Source organism: Gordonia sp. UBA5067 (assembly GCF_002414845.1).
GTDB lineage: Bacteria > Actinomycetota > Actinomycetes > Mycobacteriales > Mycobacteriaceae > Gordonia > Gordonia defluvii.
This window is the reverse complement of the sequence record NZ_DIAX01000004.1, coordinates 1-25762: the sequence shown is the minus strand read 5'-3', so window position 1 is coordinate 25762 and position 25762 is coordinate 1. Positions and strand designations below refer to the sequence as shown.

Annotated in this window: 22 protein-coding genes and 1 tRNA gene; 16 read left to right on the top strand and 7 right to left on the bottom strand. The window is 69.5% G+C overall.

Annotation, left to right across the window (positions count from 1 at the left end):
• Positions 1-10 precede the first annotated feature (10 nt).
• The 10 genes from clpS to rdgB all read left to right on the top strand — a co-directional run bounded on the left by clpS (position 11) and on the right by rdgB (position 6996).
• Entirely contained in the window at positions 11-328 is a 318-nt protein-coding gene (gene clpS, locus B4M62_RS00725; RefSeq protein ID WP_290703680.1) for an ATP-dependent Clp protease adapter ClpS, read from the top strand.
• Positions 325-918, top strand: coding sequence for a DUF2017 domain-containing protein (locus B4M62_RS00720; protein WP_290703678.1), 594 nt, complete (start codon positions 325-327; stop codon positions 916-918). The genes clpS and B4M62_RS00720 overlap by 4 nt, the downstream gene beginning before the upstream one ends.
• A complete protein-coding gene (locus tag B4M62_RS00715; protein ID WP_290703676.1) occupies positions 915-2024 on the top strand; it encodes a P1 family peptidase in 1110 nt (369 codons plus the stop codon). The genes B4M62_RS00720 and B4M62_RS00715 overlap by 4 nt, the downstream gene beginning before the upstream one ends.
• 16 nt (positions 2025-2040) lie before the next feature.
• Positions 2041-2523: a M67 family metallopeptidase gene (locus B4M62_RS00710; protein ID WP_290703674.1), complete on the top strand. Its 483-nt coding sequence runs from the start codon at positions 2041-2043 to the stop codon at positions 2521-2523.
• A 2-nt stretch (positions 2524-2525) separates the two neighbouring features.
• Positions 2526-2825, top strand: coding sequence for a MoaD/ThiS family protein (locus B4M62_RS00705; protein ID WP_290703672.1), 300 nt, complete (start codon positions 2526-2528; stop codon positions 2823-2825).
• Between the two features lies 1 nt (position 2826).
• Positions 2827-3798: a PLP-dependent cysteine synthase family protein gene (locus B4M62_RS00700; RefSeq protein WP_290703670.1), complete on the top strand. Its 972-nt coding sequence runs from the start codon at positions 2827-2829 to the stop codon at positions 3796-3798.
• 100 nt (positions 3799-3898) lie between these two features.
• Positions 3899-4717, top strand: a complete 819-nt coding sequence (gene murI, locus B4M62_RS00695; RefSeq protein ID WP_290703668.1) for a glutamate racemase — start codon at positions 3899-3901, stop codon at positions 4715-4717.
• Positions 4718-4805: 88 nt separating this feature from the next.
• Positions 4806-5588, top strand: coding sequence for a cyclic nucleotide-degrading phosphodiesterase (locus B4M62_RS00690; protein WP_290703666.1), 783 nt, complete (start codon positions 4806-4808; stop codon positions 5586-5588).
• Between the two features lie 24 nt (positions 5589-5612).
• Positions 5613-6374, top strand: a complete 762-nt coding sequence (gene rph / locus B4M62_RS00685) for a ribonuclease PH (RefSeq protein WP_290703665.1) — start codon at positions 5613-5615, stop codon at positions 6372-6374.
• A 10-nt stretch (positions 6375-6384) separates the two neighbouring features.
• The gene (gene rdgB, locus B4M62_RS00680) at positions 6385-6996 is read left to right on the top strand and encodes an RdgB/HAM1 family non-canonical purine NTP pyrophosphatase (RefSeq protein ID WP_290703662.1); all 612 of its coding nucleotides are present in this window, start codon (positions 6385-6387) and stop codon (positions 6994-6996) included.
• 9 nt (positions 6997-7005) lie between these two features.
• Here the strand turns inward: rdgB and B4M62_RS00675 are convergent, their stop codons facing one another.
• Together B4M62_RS00675 and B4M62_RS00670 are read right to left on the bottom strand one after the other, a co-directional pair.
• A complete protein-coding gene (locus B4M62_RS00675; RefSeq protein ID WP_414651747.1) occupies positions 7006-7359 on the bottom strand; it encodes a DUF3817 domain-containing protein in 354 nt (117 codons plus the stop codon).
• Positions 7360-7382: 23 nt separating this feature from the next.
• A complete protein-coding gene (locus B4M62_RS00670) occupies positions 7383-7808 on the bottom strand; it encodes a transcriptional regulator (protein ID WP_290703660.1) in 426 nt (141 codons plus the stop codon).
• 70 nt (positions 7809-7878) lie between these two features.
• Here B4M62_RS00670 and B4M62_RS00665 point away from each other — a divergent pair.
• Positions 7879-7960 (top strand) — tRNA-Leu (locus tag B4M62_RS00665).
• A gap of 82 nt (positions 7961-8042) precedes the next feature.
• Here B4M62_RS00665 and B4M62_RS00660 read toward each other — a convergent pair.
• Complete coding sequence (locus B4M62_RS00660) at positions 8043-8762, bottom strand: trypsin-like serine protease (protein ID WP_290703658.1); 720 nt, start codon at positions 8760-8762, stop codon at positions 8043-8045.
• A gap of 134 nt (positions 8763-8896) precedes the next feature.
• Here B4M62_RS00660 and B4M62_RS00655 point away from each other — a divergent pair, with 134 nt between their 5' ends.
• Both B4M62_RS00655 and B4M62_RS00650 read left to right on the top strand, forming a co-directional pair.
• Entirely contained in the window at positions 8897-9634 is a 738-nt protein-coding gene (locus tag B4M62_RS00655) for an HNH endonuclease family protein (protein ID WP_290703656.1), read from the top strand.
• Complete coding sequence (locus B4M62_RS00650) at positions 9631-11121, top strand: DUF7059 domain-containing protein (protein WP_290703654.1); 1491 nt, start codon at positions 9631-9633, stop codon at positions 11119-11121. Before B4M62_RS00655 ends, B4M62_RS00650 begins: the two co-directional genes overlap by 4 nt.
• On the opposite strand, the gene opgC is transcribed toward B4M62_RS00650, so the two are convergent.
• Positions 11106-12326, bottom strand: a complete 1221-nt coding sequence (gene opgC, locus B4M62_RS00645) for an OpgC domain-containing protein (RefSeq protein ID WP_290703652.1) — start codon at positions 12324-12326, stop codon at positions 11106-11108. The genes B4M62_RS00650 and opgC overlap by 16 nt on opposite strands.
• Entirely contained in the window at positions 12307-14091 is a 1785-nt protein-coding gene (locus tag B4M62_RS00640) for an AMP-dependent synthetase/ligase (protein WP_290703650.1), read from the bottom strand. The genes opgC and B4M62_RS00640 overlap by 20 nt, the downstream gene beginning before the upstream one ends.
• 150 nt (positions 14092-14241) lie before the next feature.
• On the opposite strand from B4M62_RS00640, the gene B4M62_RS00635 reads away from it, so the two are divergent.
• Both B4M62_RS00635 and B4M62_RS00630 read left to right on the top strand, forming a co-directional pair.
• Positions 14242-15957, top strand: a complete 1716-nt coding sequence (locus B4M62_RS00635) for a DEAD/DEAH box helicase (RefSeq protein WP_290703648.1) — start codon at positions 14242-14244, stop codon at positions 15955-15957.
• A gap of 148 nt (positions 15958-16105) precedes the next feature.
• The gene (locus tag B4M62_RS00630; RefSeq protein WP_290703646.1) at positions 16106-16411 is read left to right on the top strand and encodes a rhodanese-like domain-containing protein; all 306 of its coding nucleotides are present in this window, start codon (positions 16106-16108) and stop codon (positions 16409-16411) included.
• A 12-nt stretch (positions 16412-16423) separates the two neighbouring features.
• Here the strand turns inward: B4M62_RS00630 and B4M62_RS00625 are convergent, their stop codons facing one another.
• Positions 16424-16840, bottom strand: coding sequence for an HIT family protein (locus B4M62_RS00625; RefSeq protein WP_290703644.1), 417 nt, complete (start codon positions 16838-16840; stop codon positions 16424-16426).
• A 140-nt stretch (positions 16841-16980) separates the two neighbouring features.
• A complete protein-coding gene (locus B4M62_RS00620; RefSeq protein ID WP_290703642.1) occupies positions 16981-17364 on the bottom strand; it encodes a cupin domain-containing protein in 384 nt (127 codons plus the stop codon).
• A gap of 302 nt (positions 17365-17666) precedes the next feature.
• On the opposite strand from B4M62_RS00620, the gene B4M62_RS00615 reads away from it, so the two are divergent.
• The coding region (locus tag B4M62_RS00615) for a fatty acid synthase subunit beta domain-containing protein (protein ID WP_290703640.1) at positions 17667-25762 on the top strand (8096 nt) is incomplete at its 3' end.

Genomic DNA, 25762 nt, shown 5'->3' with positions numbered 1-25762 from the left:
CCCTAGTCCCATGTCCCTCGAGGCAGTTGGCAGCGCAGGCGCGCCTTCCGGTGCGACCGTGGCGGAGCCGGAGACCACCGTCGACGAGAACGTCGACCGCCCGTGGGTCGCCGTTGTCTGGGATGACCCGGTCAATCTGATGCCCTACGTGACCTACGTTTTCCAGAAGCTGTTCGGCTACACCAGGGCCAAAGCGCACGAGTTGATGCTGCAGGTTCACAACGACGGCAAGGCCGTCGTATCGGCGGGGTCGCGCGACAAGATGGAGGCCGATGTGCGACGGCTGCACACCGCAGGTCTGTGGGCGACGATGCAGCGCGACTCATGACCCGCCGGCACCTTTCGGGCTGGCGGCGGCGCGGGTCGGGCGAGACCGCCGTCTATACGGCGCGCTGCAGCGAGCACGAGTCAGAGCTGTTGCGCTCGATCGTCTCGTCGATGTGCGAGTTGCTCACCGAGCGTGCCGATTCGGCGCCGCCGGACGACCTCGCGACGCTGACCGGGATCCGCTCCGGCCACTCCTCGACGCCCACCGATGCAACACTGGGGCGCCTGCTCCCCGACTTCCACCGCCCCGACCAGGACGATCAGTTGGGGTGCGACACCGTCAACGGCGATCTGAACGGCGCGCTACGAAGCCTCAACGAGCCGCTGATCATCGACGACAAACTGGCGGCGGCGCACTGCCTGCTCGACACGGTGCCGATCGGCGGTGGCGAGATCACGCTCACCGCGGCTCAGGCCGACCAATGGCTGACGGCCATCAACGACGTCCGGCTGTCGCTCGGGGCGATGCTGGGCATCAGCGAGGACACCCCCGACGAACTCGATCCCGACCACCCGTATGCCGCGCATCTGCATGTCTACCGCTGGCTCACCGAACAACAGTGGCTCCTGGTCGAAGAGCTCATGGGATGAGTGCACCGGCACGCGCGGGCGATCGAATCACCGAGGTCTCGGGAATCGCCGTCGGACACCATTCGCGGCTGGATCCGGCCATTGTCGTGGCCACGCCAGAGGCGCCGGGCAGCGGGTGGGCCACCGGTACGACGGTGGTCACGGTGCCGTCTGGTGCCGTGGTCGCGGTCGATGTGCGCGGCGGTGGACCGGGTACGCGCGAGACCGATCTGCTGGACCCCTCGAATACCGTGCAGACGGCGCACGCCATCGTGTTGAGCGGCGGCAGTGCGTTCGGCCTCGCGGCCGCCGACGGGGTGATGCGGGGGCTGGAGGAGCGTGGCATCGGCCTGCCCATGGATCCGCTGGGCCATGTCGTCCCGATTGTGGCCGGTGCGGTCATCTTCGATCTCCTCGTCGGCGATTGGCAGGCTCGTCCCGACGCCGCCTTCGGGGCGTCGGCGCTGGCCGGGGCGGCCGCCGACTTCGCTACCGGAACGGTCGGGGCAGGGACCGGGGCCCGCGCAGGTGCGCTGAAGGGTGGGGTGGGCACGGCGAGCGTCCGCCTCGAGGACGGGCCGGCGGCGGGCATCACGGTCGGCGCGCTGATGGTCGCGAATCCCGTCGGCGATGTGCTCGATCCGGCCACGGCGCTGCCCTGGGGAGCGGGGGAGGCCGAGCTGGCCTACTACGGGCTGCAGCCGCCCGAGGAGGCCGACCGCCGTGCGCTGGCACGGTTGGGTGCCACGCCGACGCCGCTGAACACGACCATCGGCGTCGTTGCGACCGACGCCGATCTGGATCAGGCGTGCGCCAGGCGCGTCGCCATGGCTGCCCATGACGGGTTGGCCCGGGCGATCGTGCCGGCGCATTCGCCGCTGGACGGCGACACGATTTTCGCCGTCGCGACGGGCACCTGCCCGGGGGAGGCCCGCGACTCGGCCCGCCGATTCACGCCCGTCGGGATGCATCCCGATGTCGCGATTGTTGCTCAAGTCAGTGCAGCGGCGGCGGCGGTGACCCAGCGGGCCATCGTCAATGCGGTGTTGGCGGCCACCCCGGTTGCCGACATCCCGTCGCTGCGCGTGCTGCTGCCGACCGCGGTGGCGCACCGAACCGGCGGCTAGGGGGAGGGGGAGTGCCATGTTGCGGATCGATCGAGGACTGGTCGAGTCGATGGTGGCCCACGCGCGAGCCGACCATCCCGATGAGGCGTGCGGTGTCCTGCCCGGGGCCGAGGGGACCGACGTGCCGGCGCGATTCGTCCCGATGATGAACGCGGAGCGGTCGCCGACCTTCTACCGATTCGACTCGGGCGAGCAGTTGCGCGTCTGGCGTGCCATGGCCGCAGCGGATGAGGCGCCGGTCGTCATCTACCACAGTCACACCGCCACCGAGCCGTATCCGTCGCGCACCGATTCGTCTCTGGCGGGCGAACCCGACGCCCACTACGTGCTGATCGGCACCGCCGACCCCGGCAGGGCGCTGGTGTGCAGCTACCGCATCGTCGACGCGGTGATCAGCGCCGAGCCGGTGCTGGTGATCGGTGACGATGATGGCGCCGGCCCGGCGTTCGTCGCGCCAGACCTCGCTTCGGAGAATCATCCCGCCAACGGCAAGGAGTGACCATGGCTGTTTCCGTTTCGATCCCGACGATCCTGCGACCCCACACCGACGGTGCAAAAACGGTCTCGGCGAGCGGTGCGACGCTCGGCGCGGTGGTCACCGACCTGGAGTCGAACTACCCCGGCCTGGTTAATCGGCTGCGGGACGAGCGCGGCGCCCTGTTGCGATTTGTGAACATCTACGTCAACGACGAGGACGTGCGGTTCACCGGCGGCCTCGACACGATCGTCGGCGACGGCGACGAGGTGACGGTGCTACCAGCCGTTGCCGGCGGCGACCCGTCGGTATCAGCCGGCGGATGACGTGGCGCGCTACGACTCGCTGATCTCCTCGGTCGGTCATACGCCGCTGGTTGGGCTGCCACGGTTGTCGCCGCGGTGGGAGGCCGGGCCCGGTGGACCGCATGTGCGGTTGTGGCTCAAATTGGAGGACCGCAACCCGACCGGTTCGATCAAGGACCGGGCGGCCCTGGCGATGATCGAAGCCGCCGAGCGCGACGGTGCACTGTCGCCGGGGGCGACGATCCTGGAGCCGACAAGCGGGAACACGGGTATCTCGCTGGCGATGGCGTGCAAGCTCAAGGGGTACCGGCTGATCTGTGTCATGCCGGAGAACACGTCTGCCGAGCGCCGGGTGCTCCTGGAGATGTTCGGTGCGCACATCATCTCGTCGCCGGCCGCGGGTGGGTCCAATACCGCGGTGGCGATGGCCAAGGAACTGGCTGCGGCGCGCCGAGACGTGACAATGCTCTACCAGTACGGCAACGAGGCAAATGCGCGGGCGCATTATGAGGGGACTGGGCCGGAGTTGTGGGCCGACCTGCCGGAGATCACGGCGTTCGTCGCCGGGCTGGGCACGACGGGCACGCTGATGGGCGTCGGCCGGTTCTTGCGCGAGCAGCGCGACGACATCGCGATCGTCGCCGCCGAGCCGCGCTACGGCGACGAGGTGTACGGCCTGCGCAACGTTGACGACGGCTTCGTCCCGGAACTTTACGATGAGGCCGTGCTGACCCGGCGGTTCTCGGTCACCGGGGCGGATGCGGTCGCGCGGGTGCGCGAACTCATCGACACCGAGGGCATCTTCGCCGGCGTGTCCACCGGGGCGATCGTGCATGCCGCGGGCCGCTTGGCCGCTGCCGCGATGCGTGCCGGCGTGCGTGCCGATATTGCGATGGTGATGCCCGATGCCGGGTGGAAGTACCTCTCGACCGGTGTGTACGGTACTGACCCGCACGAGGCCGCTGCCGCCGTCGAGGGTCAACTGTGGGCCTGAGCGTAAAGTCGGGGCCTTGGGCGACGGCGCCCGGGTGATGGCGCCCGGGTGATGGGGCCCGGGTGATGGCGCCCGGTGGATAACACCGGATGGATGGCGAATGGGGGGTAGTCCGATCAGCATTGACCAGCGGGCACCGATCGGAATCTTCGATTCCGGTGTCGGTGGCCTCACCGTTGCGCGCGCGATCATCGATCAGTTGCCCGACGAGGACATCATCTACATCGGCGACACAGCCAACGGCCCGTACGGGCCGCTGACCATTCCCGAGGTGCGCCGGCACGCCCTGGCGATCGGCGATGAACTCGCCACTCGGGGGGTGAAGGCGATCGTCATCGCCTGCAACACGGCGTCGGCGGCGTGCTTGCGCGACGCGCGCGAGCGGTACGCACCGATCCCGGTTGTCGAGGTGGTGCTCCCGGCGGTGCGCCGCGCCGTCGCGACCACGAGGTCGGGGCGAATCGGGGTGATCGGCACGGCGGCGACGGTCGCCTCCCAGGCATACGAGGATGCGTTCGCCGCCGCCCGCGACGCCCAGATCACCTCGGTCGCCTGCCCCCGATTCGTCGACTTTGTCGAGCGCGGGATCACCAGTGGCCGCCAGGTACTCGGGTTGGCGCAGGGGTATCTCGAGCCGTTGCAGGAAGCCGATGTCGACACTCTGGTACTCGGGTGCACCCACTATCCGCTGCTGTCGGGGGTCGTGCAGCTCGCGATGGGTGACGATGTCACGCTCGTGTCGAGTGCCGAGGAGACGGCCAAAGACGTGCTGCGCGTGCTTACCGAACTCGACCTGCTGCACCCGCACTCCAACCGGGAGGCGCGGCGGGTATTCACCGCGACCGGCGATCCCGAGTCGTTCGCGCGACTGGCGAAGCGATTTCTGGGGCCGGTGGTGGGACACGTGGAGCATCTGTGAGGCCAGGTCCGGGGGTCCAGTCACGGATCCGTGCCAAACCCCGTGAATTAGCGGTGCCCATCGTCGACGACGTGGCAGCATGGTGCCCATGCATCTGACAGTCCTTGGATGCTCGGGCAGCGTCAACGGCCCCGGGGCGGCGTGTTCGGGCTATCTCGTGTCCGCCCCCGGTGAACTCCCTGTCCTGATCGATTGTGGGCCCGGCGTATTCGGCGAGCTACAGGCCGTCGCCGACCCCAACGACGTCGCCGTCGTGCTCAGCCATCTGCACGCCGACCATTGCATGGACCTGCCCGCGATGCTCGTGTGGCGCCGATGGGCGCCCGTTCCGGCAGTTGGGCGGGTTCCGCTGTGGGGGCCGTCGGGGACTGCGTCGCGGATCGGTGCCGGGTCGTCGGAGTTTGCCGGTGAGATCGACGACATCAGTGACACCTTCGCGGTTTCCGAGTGGACCGATGGTCAGACTGAAGTGCTGCGTGGACTGCGGTTCGACGCGCGCAAAATGGATCATCCGCCCGAAACGTATGGTCTGCGGATCACTGGGCCCGACGGGGAGGTGCTCGCCTACAGCGGCGACACGGCGGCGTGCGACCAGCTAGTCGAATTGGCGCGCGGGGCGGATGTGTTTTTGTGCGAGGCCTCGTGGACCCATGACCCGGCGAACCGTCCGCCGCATCTGCACATGTCGGGCCTGGAGGCGGGCGAGGCGGCCGCCGCAGCCGGTGTCGGGGTGCTGGCGATCACCCACATCCCGCCGTGGACGTCGACCGCCGATGTACTCGCGGAAGCGCGGTCAGCCTTCTCCGGCCACATCGAGCTGGTGCAGCAGGGCCAGGAGTTGGATGTCGCCGCGGTAGCATCGCGGGCCTGACGACATGCCGTTAGAGTGGGTCGCGTGACGATACGTGCTGACGGCCGAGCCGACGACGAGCTCCGGCCCATCAAGTTCACCCGCGGCTTCACCACACATCCGGCGGGCTCGGTTCTCGTCGAGTTCGGCCAGACCCGGGTGCTGTGCACGGCGAGCGTGACCGACGGCGTCCCCGGTTGGCGTCGCGGATCGGGGCGCGGTTGGCTGACCGCGGAGTACGCGATGCTCCCCGCCGCCACCCACGAGCGCTCGTCGCGCGAGTCGGTCAAGGGTCGGGTGGGTGGGCGCACGCACGAAATCAGTCGCCTGATCGGCCGGTCGCTGCGCGCCTGCATCGATCTGGCCGCGATCGGGGAGAACACCATCGCCCTGGACTGTGATGTCCTGCAGGCCGACGGCGGTACGCGCACCGCGGCCATCACCGGGGCGTATGTCGCCCTGGCCGATGCGGTGACGTACCTGCGGGCCGGCGGCAAGCTGGCCGATCCGCAGCCGCTGTCGTGCGCCATCGCTGCGGTCAGCGTCGGGGTCGTTGACGGCCGGGTCCGCCTGGACCTGCCCTATGACGAGGATTCGCGCGCCGAGGTCGACATGAATGTGGTGGCCACCGATGAGGGGACCCTCGTCGAGGTGCAGGGCACCGCCGAGGGGGCCACCTTCTCGCGCGCCACCCTGGACCTGCTGCTCGACGTGGCGCAGGCCGGAGCCGAGCAGTTGTTCGCTGCCCAGCGCGAGGTCCTCGCCGGCGAGTATCCGGGGATCCTTCCCGGCGCATCGGCGTCCTGACCGGCCGGCGATGAGTCGGGTCCTCCTCGCGAGCCGCAATGCCAAGAAGCTCGCCGAATTGCGCCGCGTCGTCGAAGCCGCTGGTCTCGCCGGCCTCGAGGTCGTGGGGCTCGACGACGTGCCCGCGTTCCCCGAAGAAGCCGAAACGGGCGCGACCTTCGAAGAGAACGCGCTGATCAAAGCACATGCTGGCGCCCGCGCGACTGGGCTGCCCTGCATCGCCGACGATTCCGGGTTGGCCGTCGACGCTCTCCGGGGAATGCCCGGGGTGCTCTCGGCCCGGTGGTCGGGCCGCCACGGCGATGACGCGGCCAACAACGCGCTGCTGCTCGGGCAGTTGGGCGACGTGCCGGCCGCCCGCCGCGGGGCGGCTTTCGTTTCCGCGTGCGCGCTGGTCAGCCCATCGGGCGAGGAGACCGTTGTGCGCGGCGAGTGGCGCGGGCGCATCGTCGACCAGCCGCGCGGCGCAGCCGGGTTCGGCTATGACCCGCTGTTCGTTCCCGCCGACGAATCGGCCGGTGGGCGAACTTCGGCCGAACTCGCACCGGCCGAGAAGGATGCGCTCAGCCATCGAGGCAAGGCGCTGGCGCAATTGCTTCCGGCGCTGCGCGACTTGAGCTGAGGCGCGTCCTCAGAGCCCGTACTGCGCCTTGACCTCGCGCGTGCGGATGTGCTCGACGTAGAACGACAGGAACGGGATCGTGCCGGCGAGCGCCGTCGCCAGTGTCCTGCCGAAGCCCCAGCGGGCCTTGACCGCGAGGTCGACGCAGAAGATCAGGTACACGAAATACACCCAGCCGTGGACAATGCCGACCCAACCGAAGCCGTCGTTGCCGAAGCCGTACTTCGCGATCATCTCGCCGACGAGGAACAGCAACCAGATGCCGGTGATCCACGCCAGGGTCCGGTACCGCACCAGCGCACCGGGGATGGCGGCAGCATTCGGCAGGGCGGCAGGGTTTGCCGCGGCACCGGCAGTCGACAGGGGCGCAGTCTGATCGGCGTCGGTCACGTCGGGTTCCTTTCGGGGGCGGAGGATTCGTTCAACTTCTTCAGGTAGGCGTTGTAGCCGGCGAGGTCGCCGTCGGCAGTCGCGTCGGCCAAGTCGTCGCGCACAGCGTCGGCGCTGGGCAGCGTGGGCCGGTCGGGCAGGAGGTCGGCGCGGATCTCCGAGTCGGCGCCGTGCGACTTCGCGATGAGCTTGGCCTGCTCGGCCGGGTCGCTTTCGAGGACGACGAACCGGCGGTATGCGTAGACGACGGCGATCGCGAACGCGGGCCATTGCAGGGCATAGCCGAGGTTCTGGAACGAGCCTGCGGCGGACTCGAACCGGATCCACTGCCAGTAGGCCAGCCCCAGACACGCCGCAGCCGCGACCAGCGTCAACACGATCAGCGCCGGCCGGTGGCGCCGGGGCTGCTGGGACTGCGACATACCCTCGACGGTACCCGCCGCGCGCGTCATCACCGTAATTGCCCGGCGTGTAGTGTGGGCGGCGCTACACGCGCGAGTGGCGGAATTGGCAGACGCGCTGGATTTAGGTTCCAGTGTCTACGGACGTGGGGGTTCAAGTCCCCCCTCGCGCACAACTTCCCGCGCATCAGGACCCTCGCCGGCCTGCGGTCCAGCGCAACTGCCGGTGGTGACCACAGCGCGCCGCCGGGGTGGTTACCGCAGATTGGCCGGGACGAGTGAGACCGGTGTGTAGTAGGAGCGGGTGATCTCCCGATTCTTGGCATCGGTGGCACCGATCGCTTTCGAGGACACGATGCCGATGATCGGTCCGCCGCCGAGCCGGACGCCGGCACCGCTGTCGCCGCCTTCGGAGCGGAAGCTCGTCTCCACGACGAAGGTGGACTGATTCACCAGCAGGCTCGGCGGCGCGAACGCACACGCGATGGCGAGCGGGCCGGGTACCGGGCACTCGACGGCGTCGATCATCTGCGGCTTCGGGTTGATGACGACACCGCGCGACAGGCCGGTGGTGGCGCCGAACTTGCTGACCGCCGCATTCTGGCCCGCCTTGGCCACCCAGTCGATCGTGTCGACCTTGACCTGCTGGCCGGGGACCAGGGTGATCACCGCGATGTCGGCGTGGCGGCTGATCAGGTTTGTGGTGACGGTGCCGATTTTGTCGCCTTTGACGGTGAAGATCTCCTCACCGCGTTTGCCGCAGTGCCCGGCGGTCAGGGCGCGGGTGCGGCTGATCACGGCTCCGAGGGTGCACTTGGCCTCGGTGACGATCGACGTCGGGTGACGGATTTCCATTCCGGAGGCGATGGTCGGGTCGCTAGCGGTGGGGACGGCCGCGGCCGGTGCGGCCATGCCGACGGACAGCGCGATGGCGGCCGGGGCCAGGGCGGCGGTCAACAGGACAGATGAGCGCATGGGCGGTCTACCTCGATCTTTCGCAATTCGATGAGCATCGTTCGGGATGATGAACATCGTTGAAAGTACTGGCCCGCAGCGGCGCTGGGCAGTGCGTCGACCGAGTTGACACTAACTTGACGCATAATTTGGATGTGATTCTCAGGTTGCGGGCCGCATTGGCGGCGGCGTCGGGGCTCCTCGTCGTCGCACTGTCGGGCTGTGGCCTGCAGGATTACCTGCTCGAGCAGGTCGATTCGATTGGCGAATCGGGCATTCCGTCCACCATCGCCGTCGGCCCCGGCGGAACCTACGTCGATTCGGCCGCACTGACGAGGATGCTGCAGTTGCCGGTGCGCAGCCGCGTCTCCATGCAGGGGTACTCGCGCGCCGCTTTCGGTCCGCTGTGGGACGACAATGTCGACGTGCAGTTCGGGCGCAACGGGTGCAACACCCGCGATGACATCCTGCGCCGCGACCTGACCGGCGTCGTGCTGCGGCCGGGCAACTGCTTCGTCTCGTCGGGCACCCTGTTGGACCAGTACACCGGTAAGACCGTGCGATTCCTGCGCGGACCGACCACGTCGGGCGAGGTCGAGATCGACCATGTCGTTTCGCTGGCCAACGCCTGGACCACCGGCGCCCGCTTCTTCGACGACACCGCGCGGCGGAACCTCGCGAACGACCCGCGCAACCTGCAAGCCGTCACCCGCGCCATCAACCAGGACAAGGGGCCCATGGATGCGGCGGTGTTCCTGCCCCCCAACCGTGCCTACCGGTGCGTCTACGTCAACCGCCAGATCGAGGTGAAGCTGGCCTACCGGTTGTGGGTCACGAAGAAGGAGGCCGCGGCGATGCGCGGGGTACTGATGTCTTGCCCGAGGCCGGCATGACCGGCCTGCCCTGTGCCGACGCGGCCGTTGTCGAACGGTTCGCCGGTGCGTTGCGGGCCGCCGGCTTTACGACGGCGGGAATCGAGGAGCACCTGGGTGGTGAGGTGTCGGCCGCGCTCACCGGCGGGGTGCTCTGGCCGGCGACGGCCGTAGTCGCCGACGACCGGGCGCTGTCGGCGTTGATCGCCGTCTTCCTGCTGGGGCAGCAGCGTCCCGTGGCCGCGTTGGCCGCGGCGCTGCCCGGTGTCGGCGTCGACGAACTCGCCGCGCAAGGCGTCGTCGACGTCGACGGTGAGTCCGTATCACCGGTCCTTGATGTGCGGCCGTACGCCGACGATGCGGGGGAGTACGTGGTCTTCGCCGATCAGGACGCCGGGCGGCGGTCGGGGACACTCGCCGCCGATCACGTCTTGGGCATCGGCGCCGCGTCGATCTCGCTGGCGCGGGCCGTCATCCGGCGGCCGGTGCAGCGGGCACTGGACCTCGGGACCGGCTGCGGGGTGCAGGCGCTGCACCTGGGTGCCCATTGTGCGGAGGTGGTCGCCACTGACACCAACGAGCGAGCGCTGGCCCTGGCCGCCGCGACCGCACGAGCCAGTGGGCAGTCGTGGGATCTGCGGCGCGGCAGTCTCTTTGCGCCGGTCGCCGGCGAGCGGTTCGACCTGATTGTGTCCAATCCGCCGTTCGTCATCGGCAGTGGCAGCCAGGATTACATCTACCGCGACTCCGGCGTGCGGGCCGACGGGCTGTGCGCGCAACTGATCGCCGAGGTGCCCGCGCATCTGAATCCGGGTGGGATCGCGACGGTGCTGGCGAACTGGGTGGTGACCGACCGCGATGATTGGGCCGCGCGACCGCGGCAGTGGCTCGAACACACCGGCCTCGACGCGTGGGTCGTGCAGCGCGAACTCGCCGACCCGGTCAGTTATGTCTCGTTGTGGCTCGCCGATGCGGGCGAGTCGCCGGCACGATCGGCGCAGCGCGGGCGCGAGTGGCTGGAGTTCTTCGATGCGGCCGGGATCGTGGCCGTCGGCATGGGTGTGCTCACCGTGCGCCGCCCGGTGGACGGCCGGGTGCGCTTCCAGATCGTCGAGGAGATCACCGGGGCCGGTGAGGAGGTCACCGGCGCCGAGGCGCAGGCCTTCTTCGACCGGCAGGACTTCCTCGCGGCCCACACCGATGGCGATCTGCTCGCGATGTCGCTCGCGACCATGCCGGTGATCCTCGACGAGCAGTCGTTGCCCGGTGACACCGGTTGGCAGTGCATCAGTTCGGTGGTGCGGCGCCCCGGTGGGCCGGGAGCGGCGATCGCGTTGGACGAGGTGTCGCGCGCATTGCTCGCCGGTTGCCGCGGACAGGTCCCGCTCGGCGATCTGATCGCGCTGCTCGCCGTGCACCACGGCGTCGACGCCGACGCGCTCGGCCAGGCCGCGATGCCGGTCGTGCGCGAGGCGATCGCTCGCGGGATCCTCTATCGGGCTGTCTGAATCCGGCTGCGGCGCCACCGCCGGGTGACGATCACCGGGAGCCGGTGCAGCTTGTCGATGGCCAGTGATCGGCGGAATTCCGCCCACGCCCAGCACAGACCGAAGACGCCCACCGTGATGACCACGGCGGTCCACCGCGACCAGGGGTGGGCGATGACGAACACCGGAATGGCGACGAGCAGCAGTGCCTGCAGGACGTAGGAGTCGAGGCTGCGCGCACCGGTCATGATCAGCGGGCGCAGCAGGTTGCGTTCGCGCAGTCGCGGGACAAGCCAGCCGAACAGGGCGTAGAGCGTGGCGACGACCAGCCACGAGGCGACGACGCGGGCAACGCGGAAGTCGACCTTGTCGGCGATCGCCGGCTCGATGTGGTGCCATGGGCCGGATTTGAAACCGAAGTACAGCACGCACCACCCGGCCGCCGCGGCGGCCAACAGCCACGGCAGCCGGCGGATCAGCCATTCGTCGATGCGCCACCGGCGCCAATACCACCCGAGTACGAGTGCGGGGAAAAACATGATCTGCCAGGCCGCCCAGTTCTGGACCGCGAGCCCGCCGAAGAACACCGCCCACCAGTCCGACCAGTCCGGGTGCGCGATCCACGCGCGGCCCGGGGAACTGGTGACCGAGAACCAGGCCGGGCTGTGGATCTGGGAGTAGACGTAGAGGCCGATCGAACCGAGCAGCACCACCCACCCCAGGCCGCGCCGCAGGAGCGGCAGCATGAGGCCGGCCACGCCGAGGAAGACCAGGTACATGAGCAGGATGTCGCCGCCCGCGGGGAGGTAGCGCAACAGCAGGGCCAGCCCGATTCCGGTGCCGGCATCGTTGACCGGCTTCAGGTGGATGAGTTGGTAGTGGCCCGCGAGCCCGGCGGCGACGGCGACCAGGCAGATCGCCACCTGGCACAGGTAGAGCACGACCAGGCGCTTACCCAGCCGCTGATAGGTGAAGCCCCAGCCGCGCTGGGCGATCCAGCCGCTGTACACGATGCCGAGCACGAGGCCTGACAGCAGGACGAACGCGGCCATCCCGTCGACGTACGGATAGGCATGCGTGGCCCGCCCCGCGATGGACTTAGGTCCGGAGAAGTGCGCGGCGATCATGCTCCAGATGGCCAGCCCGCGGGTCGCGTCGATGGCCCAGTCGCGGCCCGTGGCACTCGTGGCCGAAGCGTGCGGCCCCTCAGGTGTAGAGGTCGGCAATTGCCTGCTTGTACGAGTCGTGAATGACATTGCGCTTGAGTTTGAGCGTCGGGGTCAGCGCGCCGTTCTCGACGGTGAAGTCACTGTCGAGAATGGCGAACTTCTTGATCGCCTCGGCCTTGGACACGGTCGCGTTCGCGGCGTCGACCGCCGCCTGGATCTCTGCACGCAGGACGGGGTTGGCCGCGGCGTCGGCGATCGAGGTGTCGGCGGGCAATTCGTGGCGGTCCAGCCAGCCGGGAAACGCCTCGGGGTCGATGGTGATCAGCGCACCGATGAACGGCTTCGCGTCGCCCACCACCAGACACTGGCTGACCAGGGCGTTGGCGCGGATGGTGTCCTCGAGCTGGGCCGGGGAGACGTTCTTGCCGCCAGCGGTGACGATGATCTCCTTCTTGCGGCCGGTGATCGAGAGGTAGCCGTCGGTCAAGCTGCCCAGGTCGCCGGTGTGGAACCATCCGTCGACGATGGCTTCGGCGGTGGCCTTTTCGTTGTTCCAGTAGCCGCTGAAGACGACCGGTCCGTTGAGCAGGACCTCGCCGTCTTCGGCGATCGCGATCTTCATGCCCTCGATCGGGCGGCCGACGCTGCCGACCTGCTGCTGCCCGGGCTGGTTGACGGTGACGGCGGCGGTGGTCTCGGTCAGCCCGTAGCCCTCGTAGATGGGGACGCCGGCGCCGCGGTAGAAGTGGCCCAGGCGCGCGCCGAGCGGACCGCCGCCCGATACCGCCGCCTCGCAGCGTCCGCCGAGCGCAGCGCGCAACTTGGCGTAGACCAGCTTGTCGAAGACCGTGTGCTTGAGGTTCAGCACCAATCCGGCCCCGCCGGTGTCCTGCGCCTTGCTCCACTCGATGGCGGTCGCGGCGGCCAGCGCGAAGATCTTTCCCTTGCCGCCGTCGACGGCCTTCTGCTCGGCCGAGTTGTAGACCTTCTCGAACACCCGGGGCACCGACAGCACGAAGTCCGGGGCGAAGGCCGCGAAGTGGTCGACCAGATGCGCGATGTCGCTGGTGTGGCCGACGACCACCTTGTTCTCCAAGGCGGTGACCGCGATGACTCGGGCGAAGACGTGGGCCAGCGGCAGGAACAGCAGGGTCGACTTGCCCTCGGTCATCATCGGGCCGAGTGCGGCGGTCACCGCGGCCGACTCGGCCATGAAGTTGGCGTGGGTCAGGACGACGCCCTTGGGCCGCCCGGTGGTACCCGAGGTGTAGATCAGGGTGGCCGCGTCGGCCGCGCTGGCCTGCTCGTGGCGGCTGTTCAGATCGGCGTCGGACACGCCCTTGCCGCGCTTGGTCAACTCGGCGATGGCACCCTCGTCGATCAGCAGCGTCTCGCGGATGCTGGCGCAGCCCTTGATGACTTCGCCGTGCGCGGCGAGGTGTGCCGGCGTTTCCAGAATCACCAGCGAGGTGCCCGAGTCCGACAGGATCCAGTTCACCTGATCGGACGAGGAGGTGTCGAAGATGGCGACGGTGGTCGCGCCGGCCCGCCAGATCGCGTAGTCGACCAGGGTCCACTCGTAGCGGGTCGCCGACAACAGTGCGACGCGATCGCCGGGCTGCACGCCCGACGCGATGAGGCCCTTGGCGACAGCGTCGACCTCGTCGGCGAACTGGGCGGCGGTCACGTTGACCCAGGTGCCGTTGGCGTAGCGGCGGAACAGCGGCATGGTGGGGCGCTCGGCACGGTACCGCAACACCGTGTCGACGCAGGTCGCAGACTGGTCGATCGAGAAATTGGCGGCCTTTGTCGATTCCTGCATGGTCGTGATCTCCAGTCGTAGGGAACGCGGAATGTCTGATTTGATTGACTGTCACGGTAGCAAGTCCGTGGCGGTCGTCACACCATGGTGCTCGGGTTGGTCCGTGGATGCTGGTCGTTGGGCGTTTCGGCGATAGAGTGAACACTCATAATGACCAACGATCACGCTAAGTCCTTCGACGACTTGGGCATCGACGACCGCGTTCGCCGTGCCCTGGACGACGTCGGCTACGAAACCCCGTCGCCGATCCAGGCAGCCACCATCCCACCGCTGATGGCCGGCCGTGATGTCGTCGGGCTCGCGCAGACCGGTACCGGCAAGACCGCCGCGTTCGCCGTCCCCATCCTGTCCCGGATCGATACCTCGGCGCGCAAACCGGCGGCCCTCGTGCTCGCGCCGACCCGCGAACTGGCGTTGCAGGTCGCCGAGGCATTCGGCCGCTACGCCGTCCATATTCCCGAGTTGCGCGTCCTGCCGATCTACGGCGGCCAGAGCTACGGCGTCCAGCTTTCGGGCCTGCGGCGGGGCGCCCAGGTCATCGTCGGCACCCCTGGCCGGGTCATCGACCACCTCGACAAGGGCACCCTGGACATCTCCGAGTTGGAGTTCCTCGTCCTCGACGAGGCCGACGAGATGCTGACGATGGGCTTCGCCGAAGACGTGGAGCGGATCCTGTCCGATACTCCCGATTCCAAGCAGGTTGCGCTCTTCTCCGCGACGATGCCCAAGGCGATCGGGCGACTGGCGCAGAAGTACCTCCACGATCCGGCCGAAGTCACCGTCAAGTCGTCGACGTCGACCGCGCAGAACATCACCCAAAAGTTTCTGCAGGTCTCTCATCAGCGAAAACTCGACGCTCTCACCCGTGTTCTGGAGGTGGAGCAGTTCGACGGGATGATCGTGTTCGTACGGACCAAGTCGGCCACCGAGGAACTCGCCGAGAAGCTGCGGGCGCGCGGGCATTCGGCGATGGCGATCAACGGCGACATGGTGCAGGCGCAGCGCGAGCGGACCATCAACCAGCTCAAGGACGGGTCGCTGGACATCCTGGTGGCGACCGATGTGGCGGCGCGCGGCCTCGACGTCGACCGGATCTCCCATGTGGTGAACTACGACATCCCGCACGACACCGAGTCCTACGTGCACCGGATCGGGCGCACGGGTCGCGCCGGCCGGTCGGGCACGGCGCTGTTGTTCGTGTCGCCGCGTGAGCGGCACCTGTTGCGGTCGATCGAGAAGGCGACGCGCCAGTCGCTCACCGAGATCGACTTGCCGTCGGCCGAGGATGTCAACGCCCAGCGCGTCGCCCGGTTCGCTGATTCGATCACCGAGAACCTCGCCTCGGACAACCTTGATCTGTTCCGTGGGCTGGTGGAGAACTATGCCCGCGAGCACGATGTGACGATGGCCGATATCGCGGCGGCGCTGGCGCTGGAGACGCGCGACGGCGCGTTCCTGATGTCGCCGGATCCGCCGCCCGGCGAACGTCGCGAACGTGAGCCGCGCGCCGAGCGTGCGCCGCGCGGCGGCGGGTCGTTCGCGGCCTATCGGATCGCCGTCGGCCGCAAGCACAAGGTGACCCCGGGCGCGATCGTCGGCGCCATCGCCAATGAGGGCGGGCTCTCCAGGGGAGACTTCGGGAACATCAGCATCCGGGACGACTATTCGATCGTCGAACTGCCGGCCGATCTCGATGCGGATACGATGGCCCTGCTCAAGCACACCCGCATCGGGCGCAATTCCATCGACCTGCGCCGGGACATGGGTCCGCCGCGCACGCGCGGCGGCGGTGGCCACAAGGGCGGTCCCCGGGATGGGAACCGTCGTCCGAATCCGAAGGTTGCCGGCCGGCGCGGCAAGTACTGAGAGCCAATCAAGTACTGAGACCCAATCTTTGCCGGGGCGCAGTGCGTTCTGAGATGTGGCGTGCGTAACAATGGGAACCCGGTGCGCGATTAGACCGTTGGACTACGCGGACATCCACCCAAAGCGCCCCCCAGCGAGGAGACAGTCGATGATGCCGGAGATTTCGGCCGCACAAGCCGTCGAGCATGCACAGCGCGGGGACGCCGTGATTCTGGACGTTCGGCCTCAGGTAGTCCGTCACCAGGGCAGTGTGCCCGGCGCGGTCGTCGTGGAGCCCGCCGAGTTGACGGGCCGGCTGCGCGTGAATTCGCAGGTTCGCCGCGATGCCGAGGTTGCCGTAATCGCCCTCAACGCGCAGGCCGAGGAGATCGAGTCCCGCCTGTCGCGTCTCGGATTCACCCGCCTCGTCCGGATCGCCGGTGGTTTCCGGGCGCTGCGCGGCGAGCGCGCCTAGTTTCGCCGCCCGTCAGCGGGCCAATGCTCCTCTGATCAGTTCCGCGGTCTCGTCGGGATTGGGGTCGCGCCGTACGACCAGTCCTTTGGCGAATGACAGTTTGTCGCCGTTGTGGCGCGGCACCACGTGTAGATGGGTGTGGAAAACCGTCTGCATCGCCGCTCGGCCGTCGTTGACGAGGAGATTGACCCCGTCGGCGCCCACGGCGTGGCGCATCGCGCCGGCGACCTTCTGGCCGGCGGCGAAGAGCTGTCCACCGGCCTCGGGGGCGAGATCTACCAGACCTCGTGAGTGTGTCCGCGGGACGAGCAGCGTGTGCCCGCGCATGACGGGCCGGATGTCGAGGAATCCCACGACGTTCTCGTCGGAGTAGACCTCGCGGGCCGGGGATCGGCCGGCGACGATGTCGCAGAAGATGCAGTCGGGCATGGCCGGACCCTACCGGAACTGCGTCGGCTGCCGCAGTCGCGCGGCGGCCTGCTCCGGGGCGACCGCGACACGGCGTTGGCGTTTGATGGTCTCAGATCGCGTGGCGGACGGCGGTGATCGAGGGTTCGTTTCCTTCGGGGTCAGGCGGGCTGCGGGCCGTCGACGTTCACGGTAAGAGCGCCGGTGCCCGAGCGGGTGATGATTTCCTGCGAGGATGTCGGGCCGGCATTCACTTCGCGGTGCACCAGGTGCTTGGGGATGTGGACGAAGTCGCCCGGTCCCGCGTCGACGGAGTCGCGGCCGCCGGGACCGAACTCGATGCGCACCGTTCCCTCGATGACGTAGACCGAGGTCTCGTGTTCGCCGTGATGGTGCCACCCTGATGCCACACCGGGCTCGGTGCGGACGTATCCCGACCAGAGTCCTTCGACGGCGATGGCCTGCTCGCGCACCTTCCCCGGTGTGGGATCGGCGAGCCGCCGGTCTGCCGGATGGACGCCGCGCACCGCTGCCGGTTCGCTCATCGCCGGTCCCCTTTCCGTGCGGAACGGGATTAAGCCTACGCCGGTGTCCGGCATCGGCTAAAGATAACGATTGGGTAACGATGTACCGTCGCCGCAGGTGGGAGGGGCGGGCGCGACTCGCCGTCGCGTGAGCAGGACGTTTCATCCGCGCGTGTGAAGCAGGTCACGGGCCGCAAAAAGCTACTCGTGAGACTACTGGCCGGTATACCGACGGGTCACCCTAAAACATGAGGGACGCCTCATTTTCCCGTGCGAGGATGGACCGCGAATCCCAAACCGATCCCTTACTGAGGAGCACACCTGTGACCATCGACCAGGACCGCACCGCCACCGCCCGCGCCGACGCACACGCCGTGTCCGAGGCGCTCATCGACCGGATCGCCGATGGGGAGGCCTACGCGGTCGCGTTCGGTGGACAGGGCGCCGCGTGGTTGCCGACGCTGGCCGAGCTCGTCGTCGACGCCGAGCTGCAGCGCCATTTCGAGCAGACTCTGCTCGCGTCGCAGCGACTGCTCGAACCCGTCGCCGCGGAACTGTCGATGGCCGCGCCCGACGGGTTCGACCCGCTGCGCTGGGTCGAGGTCCTCGACGCCGGCGATGCCCTCGATGACACGATGGCGGACACCGGTGAATACCTGCCCGACGACAACGCGCTGCTGGCCGCGGCGGCCTCGTTGCCGGGCATCCTGCTGGCCCAGCTCGCCGCACTCTCCTCCCTCCGCAAACAGGGCCTCGATACCGACCAGTACCCGCCGACCAGCGTCGTCGGCCACTCGCAGGGCTGCCTCGCCGTCGACGCCGTCCGGGTGGGCGAGAACCTCGTCGCCGGCCCGGGCGAGGGTGCGCTGCTGGCCCTGGCCCGGCTGATCGGTGCCGCCGCAACCGTCGTTGCCGCCCGTCGCGGGCTCAGCGCCGCCGCCGACGGATCGCCCATGCTTTCGGTCACCAACGTCGTTCCCGCCCGGATCGACGAAGTGCTGGCGCAGTACCGGTCCACGGCCGCCGATGGTGAGCGCGGGCTTCCCGTCGTCGCGCTGCGCAACGGGCGCCGCGGGGTCGTCCTCTCCGGCGCGCCAGTCCACCTGGCCGCACTGCAGACGCACTGCGAGCAGATCGCCGCGCAGGAGGCGGCCGACCGGAAGAACAAGCTGACCGGCGGCACCCCCTTTGCGCCGACCTTCGATCCGCTGGCCGTCTCGGTGGCGTTCCACCACCCCGAAATGTCCGACGCGGTGGATCTGGTGCGGGAGTGGGCCGAGCGTTGCGGCCTCGACACCGAATGGGCGCACCGCCAGGCGGGTGCCGTCCTCGTCGACCCGGTCGACTGGGTATCGATCATCGACGAGGCCAAGGCCGACGGCGCCAAGTGGATCATCGATCTCGGCCCCGCCGACGTGGTCACCCGCCTCACCGCGCCACTGGTCCGCGGCGCCGGTGTGGGAGTCATCCCGGCCGCGCTGCGCGGCGGGCAGCGCAACCTGTTCGCCCCGGGCGGGGTGCCCGAGGTGGCCCATCGATGGGACCGCTACGCCCCGCGTCTGGCCGTGCTGCCCGACGGCCGGCCGGTCATCGACACCGCCTTCACGAGGCTGACCGGCCGCTCACCCATGCTGCTCGCGGGAATGACCCCCACCACGGTCGATCCGGCGATCGTCGCTGCCGCGGCCAACGCCGGCCATTGGGCCGAACTCGCCGGCGGTGGCCAGGTCACCGAGGAGATCTTCGCCGACAACGTCGCGCGACTGACCGAGCTGCTCGAACCCGGCCGCCAGGCACAGTTCAACGCGCTCTACCTCGACCCGTACCTGTGGAAGCTGCAGCTGGGCGGCAAGCGCCTCGTGCAGAAGGCACGGGCCCAGGGCGCCCCGCTCGACGGTGTGATCGTCTCGGCCGGCATCCCCGAACTGGCGGACGCGGTCGCGCTGGTCGATGAGTTGATCGACGCCGGCCTGCACTATGTCGCGTTCAAGCCGGGCACGGTCGCGCAGATCCGCGACGTCGTCCGCATCGCGGCCGAAGTTCCCCATCATCCGGTGATCGTCCAGATCGAGGGTGGTCGCGCCGGAGGCCACCACTCGTGGGAAGACCTCGACGACCTGCTGCTCGCCACTTACGCCGAGTTGCGCGCCCGCGCCAACGTGGTGATCTGTGTCGGCGGCGGCATCGGGACCCCCGAGCGCGCCGCAGAGTACCTGTCCGGCCGGTGGTCGCTGGCCCACGACTATCCGGTGATGCCGCTCGACGGCATCCTGATCGGCACCGCGGCGATGGCGACCGCCGAGGCGACGACGACCCCCGAGGTCAAAGAACTGCTGGTCCAGACGCAAGGGTGCGATGAGTGGATCGGCGCCGGCCATGCCACCGCCGGAATGGCGTCGGGCCGTAGTCAGCTCGGTGCCGACATCCACGAGGTCGACAACAGCGCGTCGCGTTGCGGGCGGCTCCTCGATGAGGTGGCCGGCGACGGCGACGCCGTCGCGGCCCGGCGCGACGAGATCATCGCCGCCCTCGCCGGCACTGCCAAGCCCTACTTCGGCCACGTGGCGACTATGACCTACGAGCAATGGCTGCGCCGCTACGCGACCCTCGCCGTCGGAGAGTCCGGCGACGCGCTGCCCTGGGCGGACACCACCTGGGAGCAGCGGTTCGTCGAGATGTGCCAGCGCGCCGAGGCGCGGTTGCACGAGGCTGATCGCGGCGAGATCGAGACCCTCTTCGCCACGGCGCCCGACGCCCACGCCAGCGTCGACCGCCTCGTTGGCGCCTACCCGGCCGCCGCGACCGACATCCTGCACCCCGCCGACGTCGCCTTCTTCCTCGGGCTGTGCAAAACCCCGGGCAAGCCGGTCAACTTCGTCCCCGTCGTCGATGCCGACGTTCGCCGCTGGTGGCGCAGCGACTCGCTGTGGCAGGCACACGACCCGCGCTACGGCGCCGACGAGGTGTGCGTCATCCCCGGCCCGGTTGCGGTCGCCGGGATCACCGAGGCCGACGAGCCGGTCGGCGATCTGCTCGACCGTTTCGAGGCGGAGCTGGTCGGGGAGTTGACCCGCGCCGGCGAGCCGGTCGTCGAGATTGATGCGCGCCGTCGTGATGCGGCCGGTGCCGCCGGATCGATCGCGGCCATCCTCTCGGCCGCAGATGTGCGCTGGGCCGGACGCATCGTGCCCAACCCCGCGCTGCGACTGGGCCATCCCGACCACTGGACGATCCTCGCCGAGGATGCCGCCGAACACCCGTCCTCCGGTGCCGTGTTGCGCCGCCGGGACGACGACCGCTTCGACCTGGTCGTGCCGATCGGCGCCACCTCGACGATCATCCCGCTGACCGTCGCATCGTCGGTGCTCGACGGCGGCGCCCCGCTCGTCGGGATCGACGACGCCGGCTCCGCGATGGCGCAGATCGTGGCGATCGCCGCCGGCGGCAGGCTCGCACCCATCGAGGTCTCGCCGTCGGGTGAACTGACCGCGCAGGCGGTGATCGAGTGGGATCCCGACTTTGCCGCCGACCATCGCGGGGTCACCACCGCGACGCTGCCGTCGACGCTGGCCCCCGAGCCGGGCCACACCGTGCCCGACGCGCTCGTCGGCCTCACCTGGCCGTCGGTCTTCGCCCTGATCGGCGCCGCGCGCACCGAGAGCGGTGCCCCCGTGGTCGAGGGTCTGCTCGACTTGGTGCATCTCGACCACGCCATCGGCATCGAGTCGCCGATCCCGGCGCAGCGCGCCACCCTGACCGCGACCTCCACGCTGCGCGGGGTCGCCGACACCACCGTCGGCCGCGTTCTGACTGTCGACGTCGAGTTGCACGACGGGCCGACCCTCGTGGCCGTGCTGGCCGAGCGCTTCGCCATTCGTGGACGCCTGGGCGGCGGCGAGCTCGCCGACCCGATCCGCGCCGGCGGGAAGCCCGGCGACGAGCGCGACGCCACCCGCAAGTTCGTGCGGACGGCCACCATCGTCGCACCCCGCGCAATGAATGGCTTCGCCCTGGTATCGGGTGACCACAACCCCATTCACACCGACGCCAACGCGGCGGCGCTGGCCGGACTCGGCGAGCCGATCGTGCACGGCATGTGGCTGTCGGCGGCGGCCCAGCAGGTCGTCACCGCTCGCGACACGCGGCGCGGCGGGGCTCCCCGCCCGATCGAGGGCTGGACGATCCGCTTCCTCGGCATGGTCCGCCTCGGCGACCGAGTGGACGTGCGGGTCGACCGTGTCGGTCTCGACCGAGGACGCGAGGTCGTCGAGGTCACGATGAAGGTCGGCGGCGAGCTCGTCGCTGCGGCGACCGCACTGCTGGCGGCACCGCTGACCGTCTACGCCTTCCCCGGGCAGGGTATCCAGAGTAAGGGCATGGGCTTGGCGGCGCGGTCGCAGTCGGCGGCCGCCCGCGACGTGTGGGACCGCGCCGACGCGCACACCCGCGAAGCGCTGGGATTCTCGATCCTGGCCGTCGTGCGGGACAACCCGACGACCCTCGTCGCCAACGGCACGACCTACCACCATCCCGACGGGGTGCTGTTCCTGACCCAGTTCACCCAGGTGGCCATGGCGACCCTCGGTGTCGCGCAGGTCGCCGAGCTGCGCGAATCCGGCGGCTTCGTCGAGAACGCGATCACCGCCGGGCACTCGGTCGGCGAATATAACGCGCTCGCCGCATGCGTGGGCGTCCTCCCGCTCGAAGCAGTCCTGGAGGTGGTGTTCCAGCGCGGTGAGGCGATGCACCACCTGGTCCCGCGCGACGCCAAGGGCAACAGCGAGTACCGGATGGCAGCCATCCGGCCCAGCCAGTTCGGTCTCACCGACGACGACGTCACCGGCTTCGTCGACGGGATCGCCGATGCGACCGGCGAGTTCCTCGAGGTGGTGAACCTGAACCTGCGCGGCTCCCAGTACGCGATCGCCGGTACGGTGCGCGGCCTGGCCGCCCTGGAGGTGGAGATCGAGCGCCGCGTCGCCGAGTTCGGCGGCAAGCGCGCCTTCATCCTGGTTCCCGGGATCGACGTGCCCTTCCACTCGACGGTGCTGCGGGCCGGCGTGCCCGCGTTCCGCGAGCGGTTGGACGCCCTGCTGCCGGCGCACATCGACCCGCAGATCCTGGTGGGGCACTACATCCCCAACCTCGTGCCGCGGCTGTTCAACCTGGGCCGCGAGTTCATCGCCGAGATCGCCGGCCTGGTGCCGTCCGAGCCGTTGAACGAGGTGCTCGCCAACTTCGAGTCCTGGTCCTCGCGCCCGGCCGAGCTGACCCGCATCATTCTCATCGAGCTGTTGGCCTGGCAGTTCGCGAGCCCGGTGCGGTGGATCGAGACGCAGGACCTGCTGTTCGCCCCCACGAGCCGTGGGGGCCTCAACGTGGGCCGATTCGTCGAGATCGGGGTGAAGTCCGCGCCGACGCTGTCGGGTCTGGCGGCCAACACCCTGAAGCTGGACCAGTTCGCCGCCGCCGACGCCGAGATCCTCAACATCGAGCGCGACACCGCAGTCCTGCTCGCCGCCGACGAGGGGGCCGAGCCGGAGGCGGAGTCCGCGACGGCGACCGAGTCGGCGGGCGACGAGGGTGCCGCCCCGGTGGCAAGTGCCCCGGTGGCAAGTGCCCCGGCGGTCCCCGCGGCGACTCCCGCCGCGGCGGGACCGCGTCCCGGCGACCTGGCGTTCGCCCCGGCCGACGCGGTGCGCGCGGTGATCGCGCAATGGACCAAGATCCGCGTCGAGCAGATCGGCGCGGCCGACACCATCGAGGCGCTCTGTGACGGGGTCTCGTCGCGCCGCAACCAGTTGCTGCTCGATATCGGGGCCGAGTTGGGTCTCGGTGCGATCGACGGCGCCGCGGAGGCACCGTTGACGGCGCTGGGGGAGTCGGTCAACACGCTGGCCCGCGGCTACCGGGCCCTCGGTCCGGTGCTGTCCGATGCGGTGGGCGATCAGCTGCGGCGCATCGCCGGCCCGCTGGGCAAACGGCCCAACTACCTCACCGAACGCGTCACCGAGGTGTGGCAGCTCGGTCCGGGCTGGGCCACCCACGCGGCCGTAGCGGTCTCGATGGGCACCCGCGACGGTGACAGTGTGCGCGGCGGAGCCCTGGGCGACCTGGCCGACGGGCCACTGGCCAATCTCGCGGCCTTCGACGCCGTCATCGACCGCGCCGTGCAGGCCGTCGGAGCCGCCCACGGGATTGCCGTGGCGCTCCCCGCCAGCGGCGGCGAGGCCGGCGGCACCGTTGATGCCGCTGCCCTCGGTGACTTTGCCGAGCAGCTGACCGGGCGCAGCGGCGTCCTAGCCACGGCGGCGCGGACCGTGCTGCACCAGCTCGGCCTCGACGATGTCGCACCGGTCGGCCTCGACGTCGATGAGGACGCCGCTGTTCTCGCCGACCGGGTCGCCGCCGAGCTCGGCGCGGACTGGGTGCGCACCGTGGCGCCGGTCTTCGACGAGCGCCGCGCGGTGCTGATCGACGATCGGTGGGCCAGTGCCCGCGCCGACCTGGCGCAGCTGTGGCTGGCCGGCGCCGACGAGCTCGATGCGGCATTCCTCGAAAAGACCGGGACCTTCCGCGGCGCGGGGGCGACGATCGCCGAGCACGCCACCTGGTGGCAGGGTAAGTCGCTGACCCGCGAGCGCGACGTTCACGCCCGCGTGTTTGCCGCCATCGCGCAGCAGGCCGCCGACCCGACGCCCGGCGACTACGCCGAGGACATCGCGGTCGTCACCGGTGCGGCCGACGGATCGATCGCCGGCGCTGTCGTGGCCGGGCTGCTCGGCGGCGGGGCGACCGTCATCGCGACCACCTCGCGGCTGACGTCGCAACGACTGGACTTCTTCAAGCAGCTCTATCGCGAGCACGCCCGCTATGGTGCGGCGCTGTGGGTGGTGCCGGCGAATCTCGCGAGCTACACCGATGTCGACTCACTAGTTGAATGGGTCGGCGACGAGCAGTCGCAGACCCTCGGCGGGGCGACCGAGGTCACCAAGGAGGCCATGCGCCCGACCCTCCTGTTCCCCTTCGCCGCGCCGCGGGTGGCCGGTGATCTCACCGACGCCGGCGCGCGCGCCGAGGCGGAGATGAAGGTCCTGCTGTGGACGGTCGAGCGGATGATCGGCGGGCTGTCGGGTCTGCACGCGGACCACAACATCGACGCGCGCCTGCACGTCGTGCTACCGGGGTCGCCCAACCGTGGAATGTTCGGCGGCGACGGTGCCTACGGTGAGGCGAAGGCAGCGCTCGACGCCGTGGTCACCCGCTGGTCGGCGGAGTCCTCGTGGGGCTCGCGGACCACCCTGGCCCATGCGCTCATCGGCTGGGTGCGTGGCACTGGTCTCATGGGTGGCAACGATCCGATGGTCGCCGCCGTGGAGGCCGCCGGGGTACGCACCTGGAGCACCGCCGAGATGGCCGCCGAGCTACTCGCGCTGTGCACCCCCGAGCAGCGTGCGACGGCCACTGCCAAACCGCTGCAGGTGGACCTCACCGCCGGTCTCGACCCGTCGATCGACCTCAAGGCCCTGGCCGACGTCGCTGCCGAACAGGCAGCGGAATCCGCTGAACCCGCCGCCCAGGAGGCATCGGCCACGGCCGGCATCGACGCGCTGCCGCACCCGGCCCGCGCGCCCCGCGAGGCGCCGGTGGCCTGGCCCGAGGTCGGCGTGAAGCCCGAAGACTTCGTCGTCATCGTCGGAGCCGGGGAGGTCGGGCCGTACGGTTCGGCGCGCACCAGGTTCGAGATGGAGGTGACCGGCGAGTTGTCGGCGGCCGGGGTCGCCGAACTCGCGTGGAGCACCGGGCTGATCACCTGGGAGGAGAACCCGAAGCCGGGTTGGTATGACGCCGAGACCGGCGATGCGGTGCCCGAGTCGGAGATCGCCGACCGCTATCACGACGCGGTGGTGGCCCGCTGTGGCATCCGCCGCTACGTCGATGACGGTGCGATGATCGAGAATTCTTCGCCGCTGTTGGAGTCGGTCTTCCTCGACGAGGATTTGACCTTCACCGTCTCGTCGGAGGAAACGGCCCGTGCCTTCGTCGCGGCCGACCCCGAGCACACCCGGATCGCACCGGTGGCCGGCACCGGCGACTTTGCGGTCACGCGTCTGGCCGGAACCGAGATCCGCGTTCCGCGCCGATTCGAGTTGAGCCGCACCGTCGGCGGACAGATCCCGACGGGCTTCGACCCGGTGCGCTGGGGCGTCACCCCGGACATGGCGAGTTCGATCGACCGGGTCGCCCTGTGGAATCTCGTCGCCACCGTGGACGCGTTCCTGTCCAGCGGATTCACGCCGGAAGAACTGATGCGGTGGGTCCACCCGACGCTGGTCGCCAACACCCAGGGCACCGGCATGGGCGGCATGACGTCGATGCGCTCGCTCTACGTCGACACGCTGCTCGGCGAGTCCAAGGC